Annotated in this window: 21 protein-coding genes, 1 tRNA gene and 1 pseudogene; 8 read left to right on the top strand and 15 right to left on the bottom strand. The window is 38.1% G+C overall.

Annotated elements, in window-relative coordinates:
- Positions 1-83 precede the first annotated feature (83 nt).
- From KNQ97_RS03125 to map, 3 genes are all read right to left on the bottom strand, one after another.
- The gene (locus KNQ97_RS03125) at positions 84-1,430 is read right to left on the bottom strand and encodes an MFS transporter (protein ID WP_000097621.1); all 1,347 of its coding nucleotides are present in this window, start codon (positions 1,428-1,430) and stop codon (positions 84-86) included.
- A gap of 412 nt (positions 1,431-1,842) precedes the next feature.
- Positions 1,843-2,961, bottom strand: a complete 1,119-nt coding sequence (locus KNQ97_RS03120) for an OmpW family protein (RefSeq protein ID WP_000976517.1) — start codon at positions 2,959-2,961, stop codon at positions 1,843-1,845.
- 204 nt (positions 2,962-3,165) lie between these two features.
- Complete coding sequence (gene map / locus KNQ97_RS03115; RefSeq protein ID WP_001089491.1) at positions 3,166-3,993, bottom strand: type I methionyl aminopeptidase; 828 nt, start codon at positions 3,991-3,993, stop codon at positions 3,166-3,168.
- Positions 3,994-4,202: 209 nt separating this feature from the next.
- Between map and rpsB the strand changes: the two genes are divergently transcribed.
- The 6 genes from rpsB (at position 4,203) to KNQ97_RS03085 (ending at position 8,572) form a co-directional block, all read left to right on the top strand.
- The gene (gene rpsB, locus KNQ97_RS03110) at positions 4,203-4,955 is read left to right on the top strand and encodes a 30S ribosomal protein S2 (protein ID WP_001982118.1); all 753 of its coding nucleotides are present in this window, start codon (positions 4,203-4,205) and stop codon (positions 4,953-4,955) included.
- A gap of 137 nt (positions 4,956-5,092) precedes the next feature.
- Positions 5,093-5,968: a translation elongation factor Ts gene (tsf, locus tag KNQ97_RS03105; protein WP_000125378.1), complete on the top strand. Its 876-nt coding sequence runs from the start codon at positions 5,093-5,095 to the stop codon at positions 5,966-5,968.
- Positions 5,969-6,033: 65 nt separating this feature from the next.
- Positions 6,034-6,519 carry a DUF3465 domain-containing protein gene (locus KNQ97_RS03100; RefSeq protein WP_000182512.1) on the top strand — a complete coding sequence of 162 codons (486 nt, stop codon included), beginning with the start codon at positions 6,034-6,036 and terminating at the stop codon, positions 6,517-6,519.
- Between the two features lie 98 nt (positions 6,520-6,617).
- A complete protein-coding gene (locus KNQ97_RS03095) occupies positions 6,618-7,442 on the top strand; it encodes an AraC family transcriptional regulator (protein WP_000554500.1) in 825 nt (274 codons plus the stop codon).
- Between the two features lie 94 nt (positions 7,443-7,536).
- Positions 7,537-8,253 (top strand): AzlC family ABC transporter permease, encoded by a 717-nt coding sequence (locus KNQ97_RS03090; protein ID WP_253611800.1) that lies wholly within the window; start codon positions 7,537-7,539, stop codon positions 8,251-8,253.
- Position 8,254: 1 nt separating this feature from the next.
- Positions 8,255-8,572: an AzlD domain-containing protein gene (locus KNQ97_RS03085; protein WP_253611799.1), complete on the top strand. Its 318-nt coding sequence runs from the start codon at positions 8,255-8,257 to the stop codon at positions 8,570-8,572.
- Positions 8,573-8,612: 40 nt separating this feature from the next.
- Here the strand turns inward: KNQ97_RS03085 and KNQ97_RS03080 are convergent, their stop codons facing one another.
- The 11 genes from KNQ97_RS03080 to KNQ97_RS03030 all read right to left on the bottom strand — a co-directional run bounded on the left by KNQ97_RS03080 (position 8,613) and on the right by KNQ97_RS03030 (position 17,770).
- Positions 8,613-9,065 (bottom strand): DUF962 domain-containing protein, encoded by a 453-nt coding sequence (locus KNQ97_RS03080; protein ID WP_253611798.1) that lies wholly within the window; start codon positions 9,063-9,065, stop codon positions 8,613-8,615.
- A 556-nt stretch (positions 9,066-9,621) separates the two neighbouring features.
- Positions 9,622-10,239, bottom strand: a complete 618-nt coding sequence (locus KNQ97_RS03075; protein ID WP_001177236.1) for a septal ring lytic transglycosylase RlpA family protein — start codon at positions 10,237-10,239, stop codon at positions 9,622-9,624.
- Between the two features lie 290 nt (positions 10,240-10,529).
- A complete protein-coding gene (mltB, locus tag KNQ97_RS03070) occupies positions 10,530-11,531 on the bottom strand; it encodes a lytic murein transglycosylase B (protein ID WP_000951088.1) in 1,002 nt (333 codons plus the stop codon).
- A 19-nt stretch (positions 11,532-11,550) separates the two neighbouring features.
- On the bottom strand, positions 11,551-12,693 hold the full coding sequence (gene rodA / locus KNQ97_RS03065; protein ID WP_000075224.1) for a rod shape-determining protein RodA: 1,143 nt from the start codon (positions 12,691-12,693) through the stop codon (positions 11,551-11,553).
- A gap of 128 nt (positions 12,694-12,821) precedes the next feature.
- Complete coding sequence (locus KNQ97_RS03060) at positions 12,822-13,472, bottom strand: hypothetical protein (RefSeq protein ID WP_253611797.1); 651 nt, start codon at positions 13,470-13,472, stop codon at positions 12,822-12,824.
- Between the two features lie 23 nt (positions 13,473-13,495).
- Positions 13,496-14,308 (bottom strand): NADPH-dependent 7-cyano-7-deazaguanine reductase QueF, encoded by an 813-nt coding sequence (queF, locus tag KNQ97_RS03055; protein ID WP_000110165.1) that lies wholly within the window; start codon positions 14,306-14,308, stop codon positions 13,496-13,498.
- Positions 14,305-15,078 (bottom strand): ABC transporter permease, encoded by a 774-nt coding sequence (locus tag KNQ97_RS03050; protein WP_001010536.1) that lies wholly within the window; start codon positions 15,076-15,078, stop codon positions 14,305-14,307. The genes queF and KNQ97_RS03050 overlap by 4 nt, the downstream gene beginning before the upstream one ends.
- The gene (locus tag KNQ97_RS03045) at positions 15,075-16,010 is read right to left on the bottom strand and encodes an ABC transporter ATP-binding protein (protein ID WP_000128669.1); all 936 of its coding nucleotides are present in this window, start codon (positions 16,008-16,010) and stop codon (positions 15,075-15,077) included. The genes KNQ97_RS03050 and KNQ97_RS03045 overlap by 4 nt, the downstream gene beginning before the upstream one ends.
- A 117-nt stretch (positions 16,011-16,127) precedes the next feature.
- Positions 16,128-16,204 (bottom strand) — tRNA-Arg (locus tag KNQ97_RS03040).
- Between the two features lie 99 nt (positions 16,205-16,303).
- Positions 16,304-16,939: a hypothetical protein gene (locus KNQ97_RS03035; protein WP_253611796.1), complete on the bottom strand. Its 636-nt coding sequence runs from the start codon at positions 16,937-16,939 to the stop codon at positions 16,304-16,306.
- A gap of 144 nt (positions 16,940-17,083) precedes the next feature.
- A complete protein-coding gene (locus KNQ97_RS03030) occupies positions 17,084-17,770 on the bottom strand; it encodes a DUF3820 family protein (RefSeq protein ID WP_001147935.1) in 687 nt (228 codons plus the stop codon).
- 249 nt (positions 17,771-18,019) lie between these two features.
- Here KNQ97_RS03030 and KNQ97_RS03025 point away from each other — a divergent pair, with 249 nt between their 5' ends.
- Entirely contained in the window at positions 18,020-19,249 is a 1,230-nt protein-coding gene (locus tag KNQ97_RS03025; RefSeq protein ID WP_253611795.1) for an alpha/beta fold hydrolase, read from the top strand.
- Between the two features lie 83 nt (positions 19,250-19,332).
- Here KNQ97_RS03025 and KNQ97_RS03020 read toward each other — a convergent pair.
- Positions 19,333-19,434, bottom strand: a pseudogene (locus tag KNQ97_RS03020) (hypothetical protein); the annotation flags it as partial.
- Positions 19,435-19,494: 60 nt separating this feature from the next.
- Between KNQ97_RS03020 and glyA the strand changes: the two are divergent.
- Positions 19,495-20,748: a serine hydroxymethyltransferase gene (glyA, locus tag KNQ97_RS03015; protein ID WP_000457893.1), complete on the top strand. Its 1,254-nt coding sequence runs from the start codon at positions 19,495-19,497 to the stop codon at positions 20,746-20,748.
- Positions 20,749-20,771 lie beyond the last annotated feature (23 nt).

Genomic DNA, 20,771 nt, shown 5'->3' with positions numbered 1-20,771 from the left:
TAAAAAGAATCTTAGAGATTTCGGACTATTATGAGAAAGGGGAAGAAGCAAAAATCATTTTTGATTTCTGCTTCTTATCAGAATTAGGCTGCGGAATTGCGTTCAAGTAGAGCCTGTTCAAAAAGTACTTTTTCTTTTTCTTTGTGCTCGGTTGTGAAGCGAATCAAAATTACACTACAGCCTGCAACCATAACCAGTCCACCTAAAATAAATAGACAAGTTTGAATATCAAGTACGCCTTTTAGTAAGAAACCAGCTGCTACTGCGCCCACATTTCCACCTGCGCCAATAATGCCTGCGACGCCGCCTAATGCATTTCGGTCAATAAAAGGGACCAGTGCATATGTTGCTCCGCAAGCCATATGGGTAAACAATGCAAAAACTGTCATGGAAATAATTGCAAGAGCTACGACGTTCATTTGAGAGAAGAGTATTAAGAATAAACCTTCGCCTAAAATCATCAGTACAAGTACTTTAGTACGTCCGTCTAAACCTTTTTTAAGTGCGACTTTATCGGAAATAATACCGCCCAATGCACGTGCAAATAAGGCAAGAAGTCCAAATATACCTGCGGTTAACCCTGCTGTTTTTAAATCCATTTTGAATTGGTCAACATAGTACATTGCGGCAACATTATGGATGAAAATTTCAATACCAAAGCAAGCACCATAAGCGAGGAATAAAATCCAGACACGGTAGTTACGAGCCGCTTGCATTAAGATTGCCATGCCACCTTTTTTACCACTACCCACCTCAATACCTTGTGCACGAACTTCTTTAAAGTTTCCTTGAGGGCAGTCTTGGGTAAGTTTCCAGTAAAGAACCCCAACAATTACCATCATTACGCCTGGTACGATTAATGCAACGCGCCAACCCATAGTTTGCTCGACACCGAACATGACAATTGCACCGAGTAATAAAGGCATTAGAGCTTGTGTTGCACCACCGCCAGCATTACCCCAACCCGCAGCAGCTGCATTTGCTGTGCCTACGACATTTGGCGCAAACATGATACTGGTATGATATTGCGTAATGACAAAGCTTGCGCCAATTGCACCGATGAGTAAACGGAAGAAAAGAAAAGATTCATAGCTGTTGGCAGCGGCAACACCAAATACAGGAATACTGCCAAGTAAGAGAAGGGTGGTGTAAGTAATACGCGGACCATATTTATCACAAAGTGGTCCGACAGCAAGCCGCACTAAAATTGTAATTGCAACGGCGGCAATATTAATATTGGCAATTTGATCTTTGGTTAAGCCGAACTCACCTTTAATAACGGGCATTAATGGAGCGCAAGCAAACCATGCGAAGAAGCAGACAAAGAACGCGAGCCAAGTCATGTGGAAAGCACGCATGGCTGGGGTTGAAAAACTGAATAATTTAATTTCAGTCGCTTTTTTTGCATCTAAATTAATATTTGAAGACATACGCCGTCCCCCTGAACTGAACGAAATTTTAATTTGCACGACAAAATGAATTGTCTATTTGCATACCGATCAGAGCGGACATCTTTGGCCGTCTTGGTTTATCCATTGAATCGCCATTGATTCATCATGTCATACATAAAGCAAAGTGCGTGCCAAAAGATAATTTTTACTAAAAGGAAAATCTTAGTTTTTAATTTTATTAGGTTAGTTGTCTAACATAAAAATGATTAGAGAAAAGGAATTAAAAGAAGAGGTGATAATAAAAAATAAAGAAGGTTGAGCTTAGTAAACATGATCCTAAAAAATGCTCATTTTTTTGGCATTTTGGTTTAAAAAGAAGCAATTTTGGCAGGATAAATAAAAAGCTATAAAAGCTTAAGTAAAGCTTTTATAGCTTGTGTGCTTTTGAGATTTAGAATCGGTAACCCACACCTAAATAAGTAATAAGCGGGTCAATATCAATTTTGCTATTTGCCTGAATTAATTCTTTACCTGTATTTTGATCAGTCACGTAAATTTTTGCTTCGCTATTCATTTTCGAATAAGAAACTGAGCCTACAGCAAACAAGTTCGGATTAAAATCATAAGTTGCTCCTACGGTAACGATAGGTGCAAATGTATCTGTCGCTTCTAGTTTCACAATAGGATTAGCAGAAGATGTTTTACGATCTAATGCTGCACCTGCTTTATTATCATGGATATTCTGGATCATGTGACCCGCTTGAATTAAATCGGCTTCAATACCGGAATTCATTTTTAAATCATTAAAGTATGCATACATCACGCCAGCTCCGATATAAGGACGGAACTTATTTACACCTGTTTTACCAAATTGATAATGTAGCTCAACAGCTGGTAACCATGCACGTGCGGTCGCAGCCTTACCGCCCTGAGAAAGATCAGTAATATGAATGTCTTGCTTTAAAGGAATATCTCCACCCGCTTTGGCAATACCATCTCCGATGATTCCTCCAATCACAGATCCATCTTTTAGTGGAGTCGCTTTTCCAGAGAGGGGAGCGTAAATATTACCTTTTCCATTAATATCTACTTTAGGGGGAATACCACCTTTAATTTCTAAAGATAAATTATCCGTAAAGTTGTAGTTAAACATAAGACCAACGGTATCAACATCAGCAGCTTCTAAGCCAGAACCTTGTTGTTCCCATTGAGAAAGACCATTAATTTCTGCTGTACCCGCAAGTGATGAGGGAAGAGTGTCTGTAAACTTATCAAGAAGGCTAATAGTGCTATGCCAAAATTGTCCTGAAGGTTTACTTTGATCGATTGCGTCTAAAACGGCTTTTGTAGATACATCTCCAACTTTAGATTTTGTACCTTCTGCAACGCTAGTATTGATATTGACAGGGTTTCCTGAGCCTTGAGGCATAGCATGGAGCCAGCCAGCTGAGACTGAAAAACGTTTGAAACCATCACCATCTTTTAAACTAAAATATGGGGAAGCGGCAGAAGTGACTGTTGGCAGAGCAAAAAAGGCAGCTGTCATACAAAATAATGACTTTTTCATCATAAAAGGACTCCATGTCCGAGCATTTGTTTACTGATTTTTATTGAGCCCACCATAACGCGTTTTATTGAAATAATTGTGTATTAAAAATTAATAATTGTAATTTTTTTGAAATATTTGTTTATATTTGGAAATATTTATTAATAAAAAGTACAAAATAAAAAAGAAAAGGCTACATAAAGTAGCCTTTTCTTAATTTTGATTAAATTATTGATTGAAGCGTGAAAGATCTTCTTCTGGGCGAGCTGTTAATACTTCAATCCCTGTTTTAGTGACTAAAATAGTATGTTCATATTGAGCTGAAAGTTTATGGTCTTTGGTTACAACTGTCCATTTGTCACCAAGCAATTTGGTTTGCCAAACACCGGCATTTACCATAGGTTCAATAGTGAAAGTCATACCAGCTTCTAAACGCATGCCCGTACCAGCTTGACCATAGTGCAATACTTGAGGTTCATCATGGAAAACGGTACCAATGCCATGACCACAATATTCACGTACTACGCTAAAACGTTCTGATTCGACATATTTTTGGATGGCATGTCCAATATCGCCTAAATACGAACCATCTCTAACTGTTGCCATTCCGCGATACATCGCTTCTTGAGCTACTTTACATAACCGATTTGCCAGAATAGAGGTTTCACCACCCACGATATACATCATGTTGGTATCGCCATGATAACCATCTTTAATGACGGTCACGTCGATGTTAAGGATATCGCCGTTTTTTAAGATTTTATTTTCAGAAGGAATACCATGACATACAACATGGTTAACCGAAGTACAGATAGAGTGTTGAAAAGCAGGGCGTCCTGGCGCACCACCGTAACCTACACAGGCAGGAATAGCATGCTGTACATTTTCAATATGATTACGACAAATCGTATCAAGCTCGAGTGTGCTTACACCAGCTTTAATATGCGGCTTGATCATATCTAGAACTTCAGCCGCCAGTCGTCCTGCAATGCGCATTTTTTCAATTTCATCTGGAGTTTTGATTAATCGACGTGGAGCTGTATAAGTACTGTTCATGATCTCTAAAAACTTTTGGTAATTTACAAGCGTCTATGGTATAAATAGCCGCCCATTTTATCAAATGCTTTTCGTGAATATCTTTTACGAAGAATTTTGATAGGTGGAGTAAAAATCCGCACATATATCGTCACATTACTCTGGGTGCCCGTAAAAAGGTGGAGAATGCGGATATATGGAGGCCTAACCCAACTTTTAAGGTAAAGAAAATGGCAGATTACAACGTAAGCATGCGCGACCTTCTTCAAGCAGGTGCGCACTTTGGTCACCAAACTCGTTTCTGGAACCCAAAAATGCGTCAATACATTTTTGGCGCGCGTAACAAAATTCACATCATCAACCTTGAGCACACTGTTCCTGCGTTAAATGATGCTTTGAACTTCGCTAACCAATTAGCAAGCAAAAAGAACAAAGTTTTGTTCGTTGGTACAAAACGTGCTGCTTCTAACATCATCCGTGAACAAGCTCAACGCGCTGGTCAACCATACGTAGATCACCGTTGGTTAGGTGGTATGTTGACGAACTGGAAAACACTTCGCCAATCTATCAACCGTTTAAAAGATCTTCAAACTCAATCTCAAGACGGTACTTTTGCTAAGCTTACTAAACGTGAAGCTTTAGAACGTACTCGTGAGATGGAAAAACTTGAGCGCTCTTTAGGCGGCGTTAAAAACATGGGTGGTTTACCTGACGCATTATTTGTAATCGACGTTGATCACGAAGCGATTGCAATCAAAGAAGCGAAAAACTTAGGTATTCCTGTTATCGGTATCGTTGATACAAACTCTAACCCAGACAACGTAGATTACGTTATTCCTGGTAACGACGATGCGATCCGTGCAGTAACTTTATATGCTTCAGCTATGGCTGATGCAATTCTTGCTGGTAAAGAATACGCTCAATCTCAAGCGAACGCTCAAGCAAAAGGCGATGACGCTGCGAAAGACGCTTCTGAGGCTTAATGCGTTTTGACGCAGGCTTGTCATTTTTGCGACATGTAATGGTGGCAAATTAAGCGTCGAGAGTGCAAACGGCCCAGAGTTTCTTTGGGCCGTTTTTGTTGAACAGATTTATTTTCTACCGATTTTAGGAGATCAACATGACTGCAATTACTGCAAGCATGGTAAAAGAATTACGTGACCGTACTGGTCTTGCAATGATGGAATGCAAAAAAGCATTAACAGAAGCGAACGGTGACATCGAACTTGCTATTGATAACCTTCGTAAATCTGGTCAAGCTAAAGCTGCTAAAAAAGCTGGCAACATTGCTGCTGACGGTGCAATCACTATCGTTCAAGACGGTAATAAAGCGATCTTAGTTGAAGTAAACTGTCAAACTGACTTCGTTGCTAAAGACGAAAACTTCTCTAACTTTGCACACACAGTTGCTGCTGCTGCATTAGCTGCTGGCGAAACTGATGCTGCTAAAATTGCTGAATTAAAATTAGCTGATGGCCAATCAGTTGAAGAAGCTCGTATCGCGCTTGTTCAAAAAATCGGTGAAAACATCCAAGTTCGTCGTGCGAAAATCGTTGAAGGCGAACAATTGGCTATCTATAAACACGGTTTAAAAATCGGTGTTGTAGTTTCTTATACTGGTGATGCTGACACTGGTAAAGGTATTGCAATGCACGTTGCTGCATTCAACCCAGTAGCAGTAAATGCTGAAGCTGTTCCAGCTGACCTTATCGCTAAAGAGAAAGAAATTGCTGAAGCGAAAGCGTTAGAATCTGGTAAACCAGCGAACATCGTTGAGAAAATGGTAACTGGTTCTGTTGAGAAATACTTAAACGAAGTTGCTCTTGACCGTCAAATGTACGTTATCGACAACGAGAAAAAAGTTGCTGACGTATTAAAAGCGACTGGTACAAATGTTGCTAACTTCGTACGTTTCGAAGTTGGTGAAGGTATCGAGAAAAAAGCTGAACTTAGCTTTGCTGAAGAAGTTGCTGCTGCTCAAGCTGCTGCGAAGTAATTCGTATCTTCAAAAAAAGCCCCCTATGGGGCTTTTTTTATCTCTGTTGAAAACGGAATCTAAAGATGACAAATAAAAAGAATCTAGGTATTGGCGGCATAATTGTTTTATTGATTGCTGCATATTTGGGTCTGGACTTATCTGGGCATAAAAACAATCCGACACCATCATCAAGCATACCTGCGAATCAGCGTACTGAAACGACGTTTTCAAATGATGGAATAGATACCATAAAGGCTGCTTATGAACGTAGACAAAGTAACGTTCAAGTGCAGGGTAGTGGTCGAGTAAAAGCAATCTTAAGAGAAGATAATGATGGGTCGAGACACCAGAAATTTATTTTGGTATTAAAAAATGGTCTTTCAATTTTAGTAGCACATAATATTGATTTAGCACCAAAAATTGAAGATTTAAGAAAGGGTGATATTGTCGAATTTAACGGGGAATATGAATATAACGAAAAAGGTGGAGTATTACATTGGACGCATCATGATCCACAGAACCGCCATGAAAATGGTTGGCTGAAACATAATGGTCGTATTTATCAATAGAAAATAGGGTATCCATTTCCGCATAACAGCAATTTTGTTCTATGCATCTTTTTAAAACATGCTATGTTTTTTTGTAGATAAATAGATGAGATGTATATATGCACCGGGAACAGGCTGACTACTTGCATTTGCGAGAGTTGGGCGGTTTAGAATTATTAAAAGCACATTATCACCAAACACAATTTTCAAAGCATACTCATGAAGGATATTGTATTGGTGTCATTGAAGAGGGTGCACAGTCTTTTTTTAGGACGGGTCAACTACATGTTGCTCCTAAAGGTGACATTATTTTAGTTAATGCAGATGAAATTCACACAGGCTCATCTGCTGTTGAATCGGGCTGGCGTTACCGTGCAATCTATCCTACACCCGAAATGCTTGCTGAAGTAAGCCAAGATTTTTTTGAACAAGGCCATGGGGCACCTTGGTTTCCGCAAGCTGTAATTCAGGACTTGGGATTATCTCAACAACTGTGTTTATTATTTGATTTATTAGAACAAAAAGACAATTTTTTGCTTAAAGAAACCATGTATTTATCAACATTAGCCTGCTTAATGGTACGTCATGGTAAGTCAAGACACACCTTTTGCGAGTTGCCAGAAGCTTATTCAAAAGTATTAAAAGTTAAAGATTTGTTAGCTGATATGCCTGAAAAGAATTTTTCTTTGCAGGAATTGGCTGATATGGTCGGGTTAAGTGCATGGCATTTTTTAAGACAATTTAAAAAGCATGTGGGTTTACCGCCTCATGCATGGTTAGTACAGGCGCGTTTGCAAAAAGCGAGACAATTATTAAAACAAGGCGTTCAAATTGTAATGGTTGCACAGCAATGTGGTTTTTCTGATCAAAGCCATTTTAATCGTCATTTTAAAAAGGCGATGGGTGTTACACCAACCCAATATGTGGCGAGTCTTAATCTTTAAAATTTATTTGCAGTGCTAACCGCAATTTTGTTCAAGAGAAGCTGAGCTAAGTACCAGAAAATCTATAAATAATAACTGTTATAGATGTCTAGGGATGAATACTCATTTAAATCAATCTATTAGATTTTCTAAAAGCCGACCACCGCATCTTTTTTTACAAGGGGCGATAGATATATTGCCACTATCTATTTCGGTTATACCATGGGCTATTTTAGCTGGATCAATGGCAATTCATGCGGGTTTATCATTTTATAAAGCACTAGCGATGTCAGGAATTGTGTTTGCTGGCGCTGCGCAATTAGTAAGTTTAAGCATGGTGATGGAAGGTGCATCGTTATTAACCATCTATGTCACTATTTTCTTTCTTACTGCTCAACATTTTATTTATGCTTTAACTTTAAGAAATGACGTTTCTATTTTACCTCTCTCAAAAAGACTAACTTTAGGGTTTCTGCTTACCGACGAATTATTTGCAGTAAGTGTTCCTAATGAGAAAAAACATCCTCAATACTTATTCGGAGCAGGTCTTTGCTTTTATTTATTTTGGGTGGTTTTTAGTTTAGTTGGTATTTTATTAGCAACGGCGCTACCTAACTTATTAAATTATCATTTGGATTTTTCCATTATTGCTATTTTTGTTGCCATGATTGTTCCTATGTGTAAAGGGAAGCCTGTAATGGCAGGCATTTTAATGACTTGTGTCAGTGGTTTTGTTCTTAAATTTTTTCATATAGAAGGTGCCATTCTAATTTCTGGTTTATTGGGGATGTTTATTGCGGTAATAGTCGAAAATAAAATGGGAGAAAAATAAAATGTCATGGCTTATGATTTTAGGACTGGCAGCTATCATATTTTTTAATCGTTATTATTTTTTGGAACCAAACGTAAAAGTTAAATTACCAGTACTTATGAATAAAATGTTGAATTATTCAGCTCCTTGTTTATTAAGTGCTATTTGTATTCCAGTAATTTTTTTTGAAAATAATGAATTAAGAGGATTTTTAGATAATCCTTACTTATACGCAACGATATTTTGTACTGTCGTAGCTTTCTATTTTAAAAAAGTGTTACCGAGCGTTCTGCTGAGCCTAGTATTTTTTTATTTTATAAATTTTCTAATAAATCATTAAGTTAAAGCTGAATCTTTTTAGGATTCAGCTTCTTCAAAATTTATTGAGCAGTCAGTTTCTTCTGACGGCTTTTCCAATGAGGTAATATCTTTGCAAGATAAGCATCCATACACCAGACCGGACCAATCAAGAGAAATTGCAAATCTTTAAAGAAAGAAGGTTTTTTGCCTTCAACTTTATGTCCATAAAATTGTCCAATCCAGGCAAACACAAAAAGAGCAATATAAAATCCTACACCTACTGGCAGAACATAAATAAGCCATGCCATCACAACAAGTAGAGCAGCCATTGCTACTGCAAGTACAAGATCAAGCTGAGCATAAAAAATGAGGGTTAGTACTACGAGTAAAGCGGTGAGTAGGGCACTAAAGTGAGCAATAATTCCAATAATCGAAAATAAAATAGCTGGAACACATACCCAGTGAATTTTTTTATTTATCGGGTTTTGATGACTTTCACTATATTCATCAAACCATTCACCGATAGATTTCATAGACCTTGTTCTCCTTGTCTAATTTTGAGTCATTCTTTTTCTGTTTATATTTTATCCTCTCGTTATCGGGAGTGACAAGACAAGTTGTATATCGACATGTTTGTTAAATCAAGTAAGCCTAAAATTTAAAGTTTATTCACTTCGGCACAAAAATGAAAAACAGCACTGAAGAAAGGGGAGGATGAGCTCAAAAATTTCAGGTTATTTATTTGTGATTTTGAGAGAGTCGAATCCTCAAAAAAACCTCATTTTCATGAAGAATGGGAAAATAATAGAAAAATACTCAACTCATCTTGTCTTAAAACGCGTTAAACAACTCTTTTTAGACTAAAGTGGTACTAGGGTAGCGGAATTATTTTAAAATGGCTGTAATCGAAAAATATGCGCAAAAAACGATAAAGAATAAATCAGTGTGTTTTTGGGTTAAAAAATAATCATTTTTGTAATGAAAAAAAGAGTCTAGACACAAAATTTTTATAGGGTTTTTTTGCTCTTTTTATATTAAAAAAGCCACAACTTAACTTGTGGCTTTTTCATGAACTCGAGGAGTAATCGCTTATGAAGTAGGACCGTCTACACGCTCAATACTTACTTTAGCAGTACCAGCATTGGTAATACCAAGGCGTTTAGCTGCACCGTATGATAAATCAAGCACACGATTACCATGGAAAGGACCACGATCGTTTACTTTTACCACTACGCTTTTGCCATTGTCTTTGTTGGTGACACGGATATAACAGTTAAGCGGTAAGCTACGGTGAGCAGCAGTAAGTGCATTCATATCGAATGTTTCACCACTTGCAGTTTTACGGCCATGAAATTGACGACCATACCACGATGCCATGCCAGTTTGGCTAAACTTACGAACAGTATTTGAAGCTACTGTGTTAAGTTTTTCAATCACTGAAGGCTCATCTTCAGGGATTTCAATTTTAGCTGCGATAGCTTGACGACGGATTTGATCGCCAGAACGTTCAGTGATTGAAAGACTGTTAATGTTAGAGAAACGAGAATTAAAGTTTTGAGTATCTTTACTCAACACACGAGCAGCTAAATTTGCATTTGGACCATCTACATCGCTATTTAATGATGATGATTGCATCATTTCAGCGTGCAGTGGGGCCATGCTTAAACTAGCCGTCAGTGCAAGAATGTATTTCAGCGATAACTGCATTTATATAAACTCCTGAGAACATGCACTTTTTCATTTAGCCAAAGAGCTAAAAATTGAAGTGAACATGCCTAATTATTCACTTTTGCAATTGCTTGATTGGGGTGGATAATATTCATCGCTTACGGAGAGTGTCTAGTCTTTAACGAGAAATAGTTACAAAAAGGGCAAAAACTTACAGTTTTAGGTTAAAAAATAACCAAATATGTAACAAGGTATTTAAAATGTATGTATTGTGATCGATTTAACAAAAATATTTATTGACTTTTACATAAACTCATCAAAAAGCTAGCCTATCGGCTAGCTACTTCTGTACCTAACAACCATACGGCAGTCGCATACATTCGGCTTTTGTTATAAGTCGTAATTACTTGAAAGTTCGGATAGGTTAAATAGTAAATTGGACCGTTATAGTCTTGTAATTGAATAACATTTACCATATCTAAGTCATCAATTTTGACTAACGGATTTAAAGGGGAAATCCCTTGATTTTTTAGTGCACCATACGGAGTGGGCTGGGTCAAATCTTTAGCAATGATACTTTCCGGATTTGAACCTGTGTAACGAGCCATAAAACCAATAGGTTGATCGCGTTGCCAGCCTTGTTTTGCTAAGTAATTTGCGATTGAACCAATCGCATCTTCTGCAGAGTTTCGTAGGTCGATATGACCATTACCATCAAAGTCGACCCCGTACTTACTAATGTTGCTTGGCATAAACTGCGGGAAGCCAATGGCACCAGCATAAGAACCTACAATACTATTGGTTGGATAACCTTCTTTGTAAGTCCATGCAATGAGAGCAGCTAACTCATCGCCAAAATATTCAGCACGGCGTGGGTAGCCAAAAGCTAACGTTGCAAGTGCATCACGAGTAATAAACGAGCCTTTATTGGCTCCATAACCTGTTTCAACACCTAAAATGCCTAGAATAACCGCTTGAGAGACACCAAATTGTTGTTCAGCACGATTGAGAGCATCGGCATATTGGTTTTTAAAGCGGACACCACGTTGAATAGTACCTTCGACTAAAAACATAGAGCGATAGTCGTACCAAGGCTTACTTTCACCAGGGCGAGTCATAATATTTATAATGTTTGGTAAATTTTTTGCACCATTCATAGCGGCGTCAACCTGTTCACCGCTTAAGCCATAAGTGCTCATGGCTTTTTGTTTAAAATTTAAATAGTTAGGATGAGTTACAAAATCATTGGCCTGAGCAAAATGACTTGTGCTAATAAGGCCAGTACACAAGGCAAGCACTTTTAAAGTTTTATTAACAAATTGAGACAACATATCTTTTTTAAATTCCAGATTATCGATGTGTATGAATAGACATGACTAAACCAAAAGTGGCCATTAAAGTAATAATAGCGGTACCACCATAACTCATAAAAGGTAAGGGAACACCCACTACAGGTAAAATACCACTGACCATTCCTGCGTTTACAAATACATAAACAAAAAAAGACAAACCAAACGCGCCAGCCACTAATCGGCCATAATTATGAAAGCTTTGTAAACCGATTTGAAATGTTCTAAAAATAATGGCCGAATAAAGAATTACTAATATAAGTACACCAATTAAACCGAATTCTTCTGAGTAAGCAGCAATAATAAAGTCAGTATGGCCTTCTGGTAAGAAGTGTAAATGTGATTGAGTACCTTCGAGGAAACCTTTACCTGAGAACCCACCAGAACCGATTGCTGTTTTGGACTGAATAATGTTCCAGCCTGTTCCTAAAGCATCCGCTTCTGGGTCAAGCAACGTTAATACTCGTTGACGTTGATAGTCGTGTAAAAGGAATTCCCATGCAATTGGAATCACAATAGCTGCACAAGCTGCTGCTGCACCGATCATGCGCCAAGATAGCCCACTTAAGAACAGTACAAAAATCCCACTTGCTAATACTAATAGTGATGTTCCTAGGTCAGGCTGTTCTGCAATAAGTAAAAATGGAACACCAATTAACATTAAAGACAAAATAACCTGCGAGAAGCTAGGAGGAAGAGGTTTACGAGCTAAAAACCATGCAACCATCATTGGCATGCCAATTTTCATAAATTCGCTGGGTTGAACACTCCCGAACCCTGGAATATCGATCCATCGCTGCGCACCCATGCGAACTTCACCAAAAACCATAACGCCAATTAAGGAAAACAGGCCAAATAAATAAAAATAAGGTGAAAAAGCTTGATAAACCTTGGGTGGAATTTGCGCTAGGCTAATCATGACCAGAAAGCCGATACCAAAGCTCATGGCCTGTTTACTGACGAGTCCCACATCTTGTGCAGATGCACTATAAAGTACCGTTAAACCTAACAATGCATTTAGGAATAAAAATAGGCATAACCAAGGGTCAATATGAAGCTGCTGCCAGCGTGAAGGTTGCATGGCAGTACTAAGGCCATCTCGAGGAGCTTGGCGTAAAAATTTATATTGTGGACTAGGAGACATGCGGCTTTAACTAAAGGTCAATCAGTGCTTGGCGCATGCTAACATAAACTTGATTTATGACAATGTATATCAATATTTTGCAATAAAAAAACCTGGCTCTCACCAGGTTTCCGATAGACTATTTTTTATTAGTTAAAGAATAGTCCATCATGATATTCAGCCATCGCTTTTAGTTCAGTGCGATTTAAACTTGGAATGAGTTTGTCGATCGCAATATGAACTGCTTTAGTTACAGCAGCAGCGCCAATATCGGCTGCTTTACGCTTAATCATGCCTAAATCTAATGTTTTATTAAAGTCAGACATAAAATGTCTCACCATAGCATCACCGAACTGTTTATATAGTTCTGCTAATGCTGCTTTATTAATATCATTACCCGCTTGAAGCTCGGCAAAATTATGCTTCAAGTTGGTAACTAGGCCAGCATCTAAAGCTACGCCAACTTTATATTGGCCTTGCGGATCTTTAAATAAGCTTTTCTCTGAAAACTCAACTGACTGTTTAACCACATCGTTTGGCGCTTTGCTGAGTAATTGCTTTAAAAGCACAGCAACTGTTGATTTGACATAACCAGCTAGTTTTTCGGCAGTATCTCTTTTTTCACTCGCTGGGAAATGTTGTACTAACTGAGTAAGTACATTTTCAATAATTTCCTCATTAAGTTGTAAAGCGATTTTGTCTCGAAGTGGATATAACGGTTGACTAGAATTTTTATTCGCAATTCCAGTCTGTATATCGTTCAATAAGCCTTCAGAAGGGGTAAAACCAAAAAACGGCATGGTGTATCCTCAAATTATTCGTTTTATTGTCGTGCCAATCGAATCGGTTTTGGCATCCATGTAAGATCCGATACTCGGCAAGGATTGATATCAAGTCCACCGCGGCGAGTATAAGTTGCATAAACCATCAGCTTTTCAGGTTGCAAATTTTGCCAAATATCGGCAAAGATTTGTTCGACACATTGTTCGTGGAAACCGTTATGCTGACGGTACGAAATAATATAGGCTAAAAGACTACGATAACAAGGTTTTTTGCCCTTAAAACGAATAAAAACTGTCCCCCAATCCGGTTGACCCGTGACTGGGCAGTTACTTCTCAAAAGATGAGAATACAGTTCAACTTCGATTTCTTCATCTGACTCATCAAGTTTTAAGAGAGTAGCATCAGGATGTTGTTCTAAACGCTCTGGCATAAGATCATCAATACAGATCCCTTGAGGTTTAGAAATCTCTAAATCATCTACTTGAAATAGGGTTAATTCAACTTTTGCACCTGCCGCAGCAGATAGATCTTTTTCAACTGTTTCAATGAATGACTGTGTAGAGTCAAACTGAGTGAAGTTAAGACTATTGAAATAAAGTTTTAATGACTTTGATTCAATCAAATTCGGTGAAGAAGCTGGCAGTGTAATTCTGCCGATAGCAACCTGTGGAATACCGTGAGCATTCAACCAAGAAATTTCGAAAACGTGCCACCAATCTTTACCTTGGGTTATACCTTCGATATGAGCATATTTTTCACGAGATTGAGCACGTGCAATTGGAAATAACACATCGGGTTGATAGCTAGTTGGATATTGGGTTTCTTTACCCAATAAAGACTGTTCGACACTCATTCACGCATTCCTGAACCACGAGCAAGTAAATAATAAGCAATTCCGTAAAGTACAGCACAGCATAATGTCACAATGATTAAAGAGAACGAAACGTTCACGTCACTATGACCTAAAATGCCGAAACGGAAAGCATTTACCATATAAACAATAGGATTAATTAAAGAAAGTTTTTGCCAAAAAGGACCAAGTGCACTAATGGCATAAAACACACCACCTAAATAGGTAAGTGGAGTAAGTACAAATGTTGGAATAATAGAAATATCATCAAATGATTTTGCGTAGACTGCATTAATAAAACCGCCTAAAGAAAATAAAACGGATGTAATTAATACTGTATATATAGTTACGAACCAGTTATGGATAAAAAGATCAGTAAAAAACATACTCATCGCGGTAACGATTGCACCAACCAAGACACCTCGACAAATACCACCAATAACATAGCCCCACAAAATAATATGCAGAGGTACAGGGCTCATAATCAGCTCTTCAATGCTTTTTTGAAATTTCACACTAAAGAAACTCGATGATACATTGGCATAACTGTTGGTAATGACAGCCATCATGATGAGGCCAGGTACAATAAATTGCATGTAACTTACGCCACCCATTTCACCAATACGTGAGCCAACTAAATTACCGAAAATGACAAAGTACAAACTCATGGTAATTGCAGGTGGTAATAAGGTTTGTGGCCAAATGCGTAGAAATCGGCGTACTTCTTTACGAACTAGAGTCCAGAGGGCAATTTGCAGTTGGTTAAAGTTCATTTTGCCGCTCCTTCAAGATTTTTCTCGACCATTTTGACAAATAGCTCTTCAAGACGATTCGATTTATTTCGCATGCTGCGAACACGAATACCTTGTGACTCTAAAAGTTGGAATAAATCATTTAATGTATGTGCTTTATCCATTGTTACTTCTAAAGTACTACTATCAATTAAATTGAACTTCACACCAATAATATTGAGCTGGAGTGGGGCAATAGGTTCAGCCAAATCAAAAATAAAAGACTCTTCACTCAGCTGGTTTAAGAAACTTTTCATGCTGGTATCTTCTTTAATGACACCACGGTCAATGATGGCAATTTGACGACACAACATTTCTGCTTCTTCGAGATAATGTGTCGTTAAAATAATAGAAGTACCGTTTTCGTTCATTTCAGTCAGAAAATCCCACATAGAACGGCGTAACTCAATATCTACACCTGCAGTAGGCTCATCTAAAATAAGAAGTTTAGGCTCATGCATCATGGCACGGGCAATCATAAGACGGCGTTTCATACCACCCGACAGCATGCGTGCTTGTATATTACGTTTTTCCCATAGGCCCAGTTTTTCTAAATAATGTTCTGCGCGCTTTTCTGCAATCTTTCTATGGATACCGTAATAACCAGCTTGCGTTACTAAAATATCAAATGCTTTTTCAAACTGCCCAAAGTTAAATTCCTGAGGGACAACGCCAAGCTGCTGTTTTGCCAAGGATGGATGAGTGTCGAGATTATGTCCAAAAATCTCAACTGTTCCTGAGGTCTTTTTCGTGAGGGAGCTGATAATACCAATGGTTGTTGATTTGCCGGCGCCATTTGGACCTAACAACGCATAAAATTCACCTTCAGGCACAGTGAGGTTAATACCTTTTAACGCCTGAAAACCATTACGATATGTTTTGGACAAATCTCTTAAAACCAAAGCATCAGTCATGAAATTCTCACATTATGAAAGAGGGGTATATTTTGAGCGATAATGATTAATAAACCAAGTAAAATAGTCGGAATTTTATAAAATTGAGATAAATTTATGAAGTTATTATATATAAAATGGTGCGCTCGGCGGGGATCGAACCCACGACCCCAGGCTTCGGAAACCTGTACTCTATCCAACTGAGCTACGAGCGCATGTGTGGGGCACATCATAGGAAAAAAACACTTGCAGGTAAAGCACGAAATACGTACCAAGTGAATTTAATGCTTAATTAAACAGCAGCTTGTTATGTTTTAGTTCTTTTGCTGAATGAGCTGAATTGAATAATTAATAGAGTGAAGCGTATGCGCCAGCTCATGAGGGGGAATCCTTGACTCTTGCAAACTGGTAATCCATTGCATTTGGCACATTTTTAGTTCTTGAAGATTTTTAATTTGTTCTATTTTTTGAATAAGTGGTTTGGCCATAAGCCCACAGTATTGGCTTAAGCTTTGTTTCATTAATAGTTGTATTTCTTCAAAAGTAAGTTGTTGAACAGGAATTGGTGGCTGAGTATTTTCAATATTTGAAGAATGGCATGATGGTTCTAGAGAAACTTTAATTTCTCCAGTCAAATCGGCACTTTCATTTTCATCTATGGTGCTTTTTTGTTGCGCTTTTACTTCTAAACTCGTGGTAGGGGATACTGAGAGAGCTATTTGTTCAGTAAATTCTGAATCGTTTTCACTAATAGGGGCAATAAGCTTTAAGTCAATAAGTTGTTGAATGAGTTCTGGTGGAGCAATGCGTTTTTTAAACTCGGTATTGAGACTTTGAAAATCTTCATGATCAATTAATAGAAGTAAACGTCTTTGTTTGGCATTTAAAGCAATATTACGTTGTTGAAGCGCGACTCTTCCCAAATTGGTTCGATAAAAACCAGCCATCATTTTTCCCCAATATAAAAATGAAGCAGCCTGTTTGATTTTTTCTATCAAACAGTACTGTTCTTAATAAAATATAAATGGGGCTAACGATAAAACTCAAAAATGACAATATGATGAAGAATTTATGAATATCATCTATTTAGGCCGTTAAAATGCACTTTCTAATGCTTTACGTAGGTAAACGTCCAGCTCGTCTTGGCGCAATAGCCATTGAATATAGTCTTTAGGGAGTTCAGCAATAGCTGTACCTTTATGCTTGCCAAAGTTAATTGTTGTGGGAATACGTGCTTCTTCAGAAACTCGGTACAACTCTTCAATGTCTTGAATATTTAAATGATAGACAATATGCATCAAGATATTGGCAGTTAAAATAATATCCGCATCGGCACGGTGCGCGCCTTTGAGTAATTCTCGAGCTTTACTACTGCCTTGAGAAATCATATAGATCAGTGCTGAGATATTATGCGCTTCTGCATCAGGCCAGGTTTTACGTGCTAAAGCTAGCGTACAAATCGGTTTGATATGAGAAACATCTACACCGCAACGTGCAATCGCGGCAATATCATAATCAATATTGTGGCCAATAATATAAGTTGTAGTGTCTGGCAATTTAAAAGTTTTATAGTGGGGCTGATTTTCTAAATCTGATTCTAGTATATGGTGTACTGCCATAGCCGCGTAAGAGATAGGGGTCCCAACTTGATAAAGTTGATCAAACAATTTGCTTTTATCTAAGGTGAGCTTGCCTGCATTAATTTCAATTGGGGCATATGCAATTTCAATAGGCAAACCATTTAGTGTATGTGTTTCTGTATCTAAAATAATGGCTTGCATATCCGGCCCTTTAAACAATTACGAGTAATCAAGAATGTTAACAGTTGGCCTCGCACTTTAAAACCTGAAGTGAGGCTGAAAGTGGTGAGAACGACAATTTATATTAAAAATAGAAATTTTCAGGGATTGATTTTGTCGAATAGAACTTGCGGAAAATTAAGATTAGGCGTAATTGTTTTTAAGACATTAGAGAATGTTGATTAAAAAACTAAAGCACAACAAAAATGGAATTTAAGGGAAGATATGCCAATGAAAATGAAACTATTAATGACGAGCGTTCTTAGTACGAGTTTATTTTTAGTCGCTTGTGGAGGAGGGAGTAGTGATGATGGCCCAGCTACTACTAATCCATCCGGAACTCCAACCAATAATATTCAAAATCCAGTGGTTAAAGTTGAAGCCTATACAAGTACTAACTTAGGATCAGTTGCCGCAGAAAGTAGTATTTTAACTTATAAAATGTTAGGTCAAAGTGGACAAGAAGTGCAGGCAACAAGTCTAGTGTTTACACCAAACACTCCACCACCAGTCGGCGGTTGGCCCATTGTAGTCTGGGCGCATGGCACTACGGGTGTGGCAGATGTATGTGCACCAAGTAAAGCAGCTTTAGCAGACAGTACAAAAGATTTAATTAGTAAATTATTAGCAGCAGGTTATGTTGTTGTGGCACCTGATTATGAAGGTTTGGGTACCCCTGGTATACATCCTTTTTTAAATGTTAAAAGTGAGGCTTTTTCAATTACCGATGCTGTGGTTGCAGCGCGTAACTATTTATCGCAACGTAATTTATTAACTTCGAAAAAATGGGTCACTGTGGGCCATTCTCAAGGTGGGCATGCTGCATTAGGAGCTGCACAGTATGCGAGCCGTGCACAACTAGACTATAAAGGTACTGTAGCTGTAGCACCTGCTTCTAATTTGGGAAGTATTTTAGTAGATGGAGAGGCACAAGTTGCGAATGCACCTATAGACATTAAAATTGGAATCTATGCACAGCTTGATACATATACAGCTTTGGTTACAGCTGGTATTCGCAACACACAGCCGAGCTTTGATTATGGACAAGTATTTACTTCACAAATTTCAAGTATTGCTGCCCAAGCAGAAAACCTTTGTTCTGGACCATTGTATGGAGCCTTTTATGAAGGTATGAGTAATTATGCTAAAGACCATAATGGGACACTAGATGGCTTTACACGTACACAACCTAACTTTATGGCTGTACCGTTAGTTAAAACATTTTTAGATAAAGATTCGCAGCCGTTACAAGTAAAAGTTACTACTCCAATCATCATTTATCAAGGGATAGCTGATCCTACAGTACCTAAATTGGCAACTGATCTATTGATATCTAATGCCACTGCTGCAGGCACTAAAATTAATAATTATGTGACGGGTAACTGGGATCATGGGACGGCAATGAGTAGTAATGTAGATAATATTGTTGGAAATGTTCAGACTTTACTATCAGCTCAATAGAGTTTTTGATATTTAAAGACTTTTTAATATTGTTATAAGCTAAAATTAACGATGGATAAATTTAAAATATAAGCTTTAAATCAGCTTTTTAATTGATTTATAAACAATGGCTCATTTTTTATAAAACTTGAGCCATTTTTATTTAAAACTGAGCTAACTTCATTCTGTTTAATTATAAAGTTCATGCTACAATATGCCGCAATCTTAGCACGGCTTAAAAGCCCTAATTTATAGGACCCCCGCTAATGTTTGCCAATATTTCCATTTCTGAATTTGATCCAGAATTAGCTCAAGCAATTGCTTCTGAAGATGAGCGTCAAGAAGCACATATCGAGTTAATTGCATCTGAAAACTATTGCTCTCCTGCGGTAATGGAAGCGCAAGGATCAAAACTTACGAACAAATACGCAGAAGGTTATCCTGGCAAACGCTATTATGGCGGTTGCGAATTTGTAGATGTTATTGAGCAAATGGCGATTGACCGTGCTAAAGAACTTTTTGGTGCAGATTACGCAAACGTTCAACCACACGCTGGCTCACAAGCTAACTCTGCTGTTTATTTAGCGCTTCTTAACCCGGGCGATACAGTTTTAGGTATGAGCTTGGCTCACGGTGGTCACTTGACTCACGGTGCAAAAGTAAGCTTCTCTGGTAAAACGTATAACGCTGTTCAGTATGGTCTAAATGCTGAAACTGGTGAGATTGATTACGAAGAAGTTGAACGTTTAGCATTGGAACACAAGCCACGTATGATCGTTGCTGGTTTCTCTGCTTATAGCCGTGTTGTAGATTGGCAACGTTTCCGTGACATCGCGGACAAAGTTGGTGCTTACCTTTTTGTTGATATGGCTCACGTTGCTGGTCTTGTTGCTGCTGGTGTATATCCAAACCCAGTTCAAATTGCTGACGTAACAACAACGACGACTCACAAAACACTTCGTGGTCCACGTTCTGGTTTAATCCTTGCGAAAGCGAATGAAGAAATCGAGAAAAAACTTCAATCAGCTGTATTCCCTGGTAACCAAGGTGGTCCATTAATGCATGCGATTGCTGCTAAAGCAATCTGCTTCAAAGAAGCAATGTCTGACGACTTTAAAGCTTACCAACAACAAGTTGTGAAAAATGCTCAAGCAATGGCTGAAGTATTCATCGCTCGTGGTTATGATGTTGTTTCTGGTGGTACAGACAACCACTTATTCTTGTTATCTTTAATCAAACAAGACGTAACTGGTAAAGATGCAGACGCTTGGTTAGGTGCTGCTCACATTACTGTGAACAAAAATTCAGTTCCAAATGACCCACGTTCTCCATTTGTGACTTCTGGTATCCGTATCGGTACTCCGGCAGTAACAACTCGTGGTTTTGGTGAAGCTGAAGTTCGTGAACTTGCTGGTTGGATCGCTGACGTGATTGACAGCAAAGGTGACGAAAAAGTTATTGCTGATGTAAAAGCAAAAGTTGAAGCTGTCTGTGCAAAATTCCCTGTATATGCAAAATAATTTGTGTATATAAAAAAAGCGCC

The sequence above is a fragment of the Acinetobacter sp. UC24323 genome (assembly GCF_024151445.1).
Lineage (GTDB): Bacteria > Pseudomonadota > Gammaproteobacteria > Pseudomonadales > Moraxellaceae > Acinetobacter > Acinetobacter baumannii.
The sequence above is the reverse complement of the archived record's forward strand: the minus strand, read 5'-3'. Positions and strand labels throughout refer to the sequence as shown.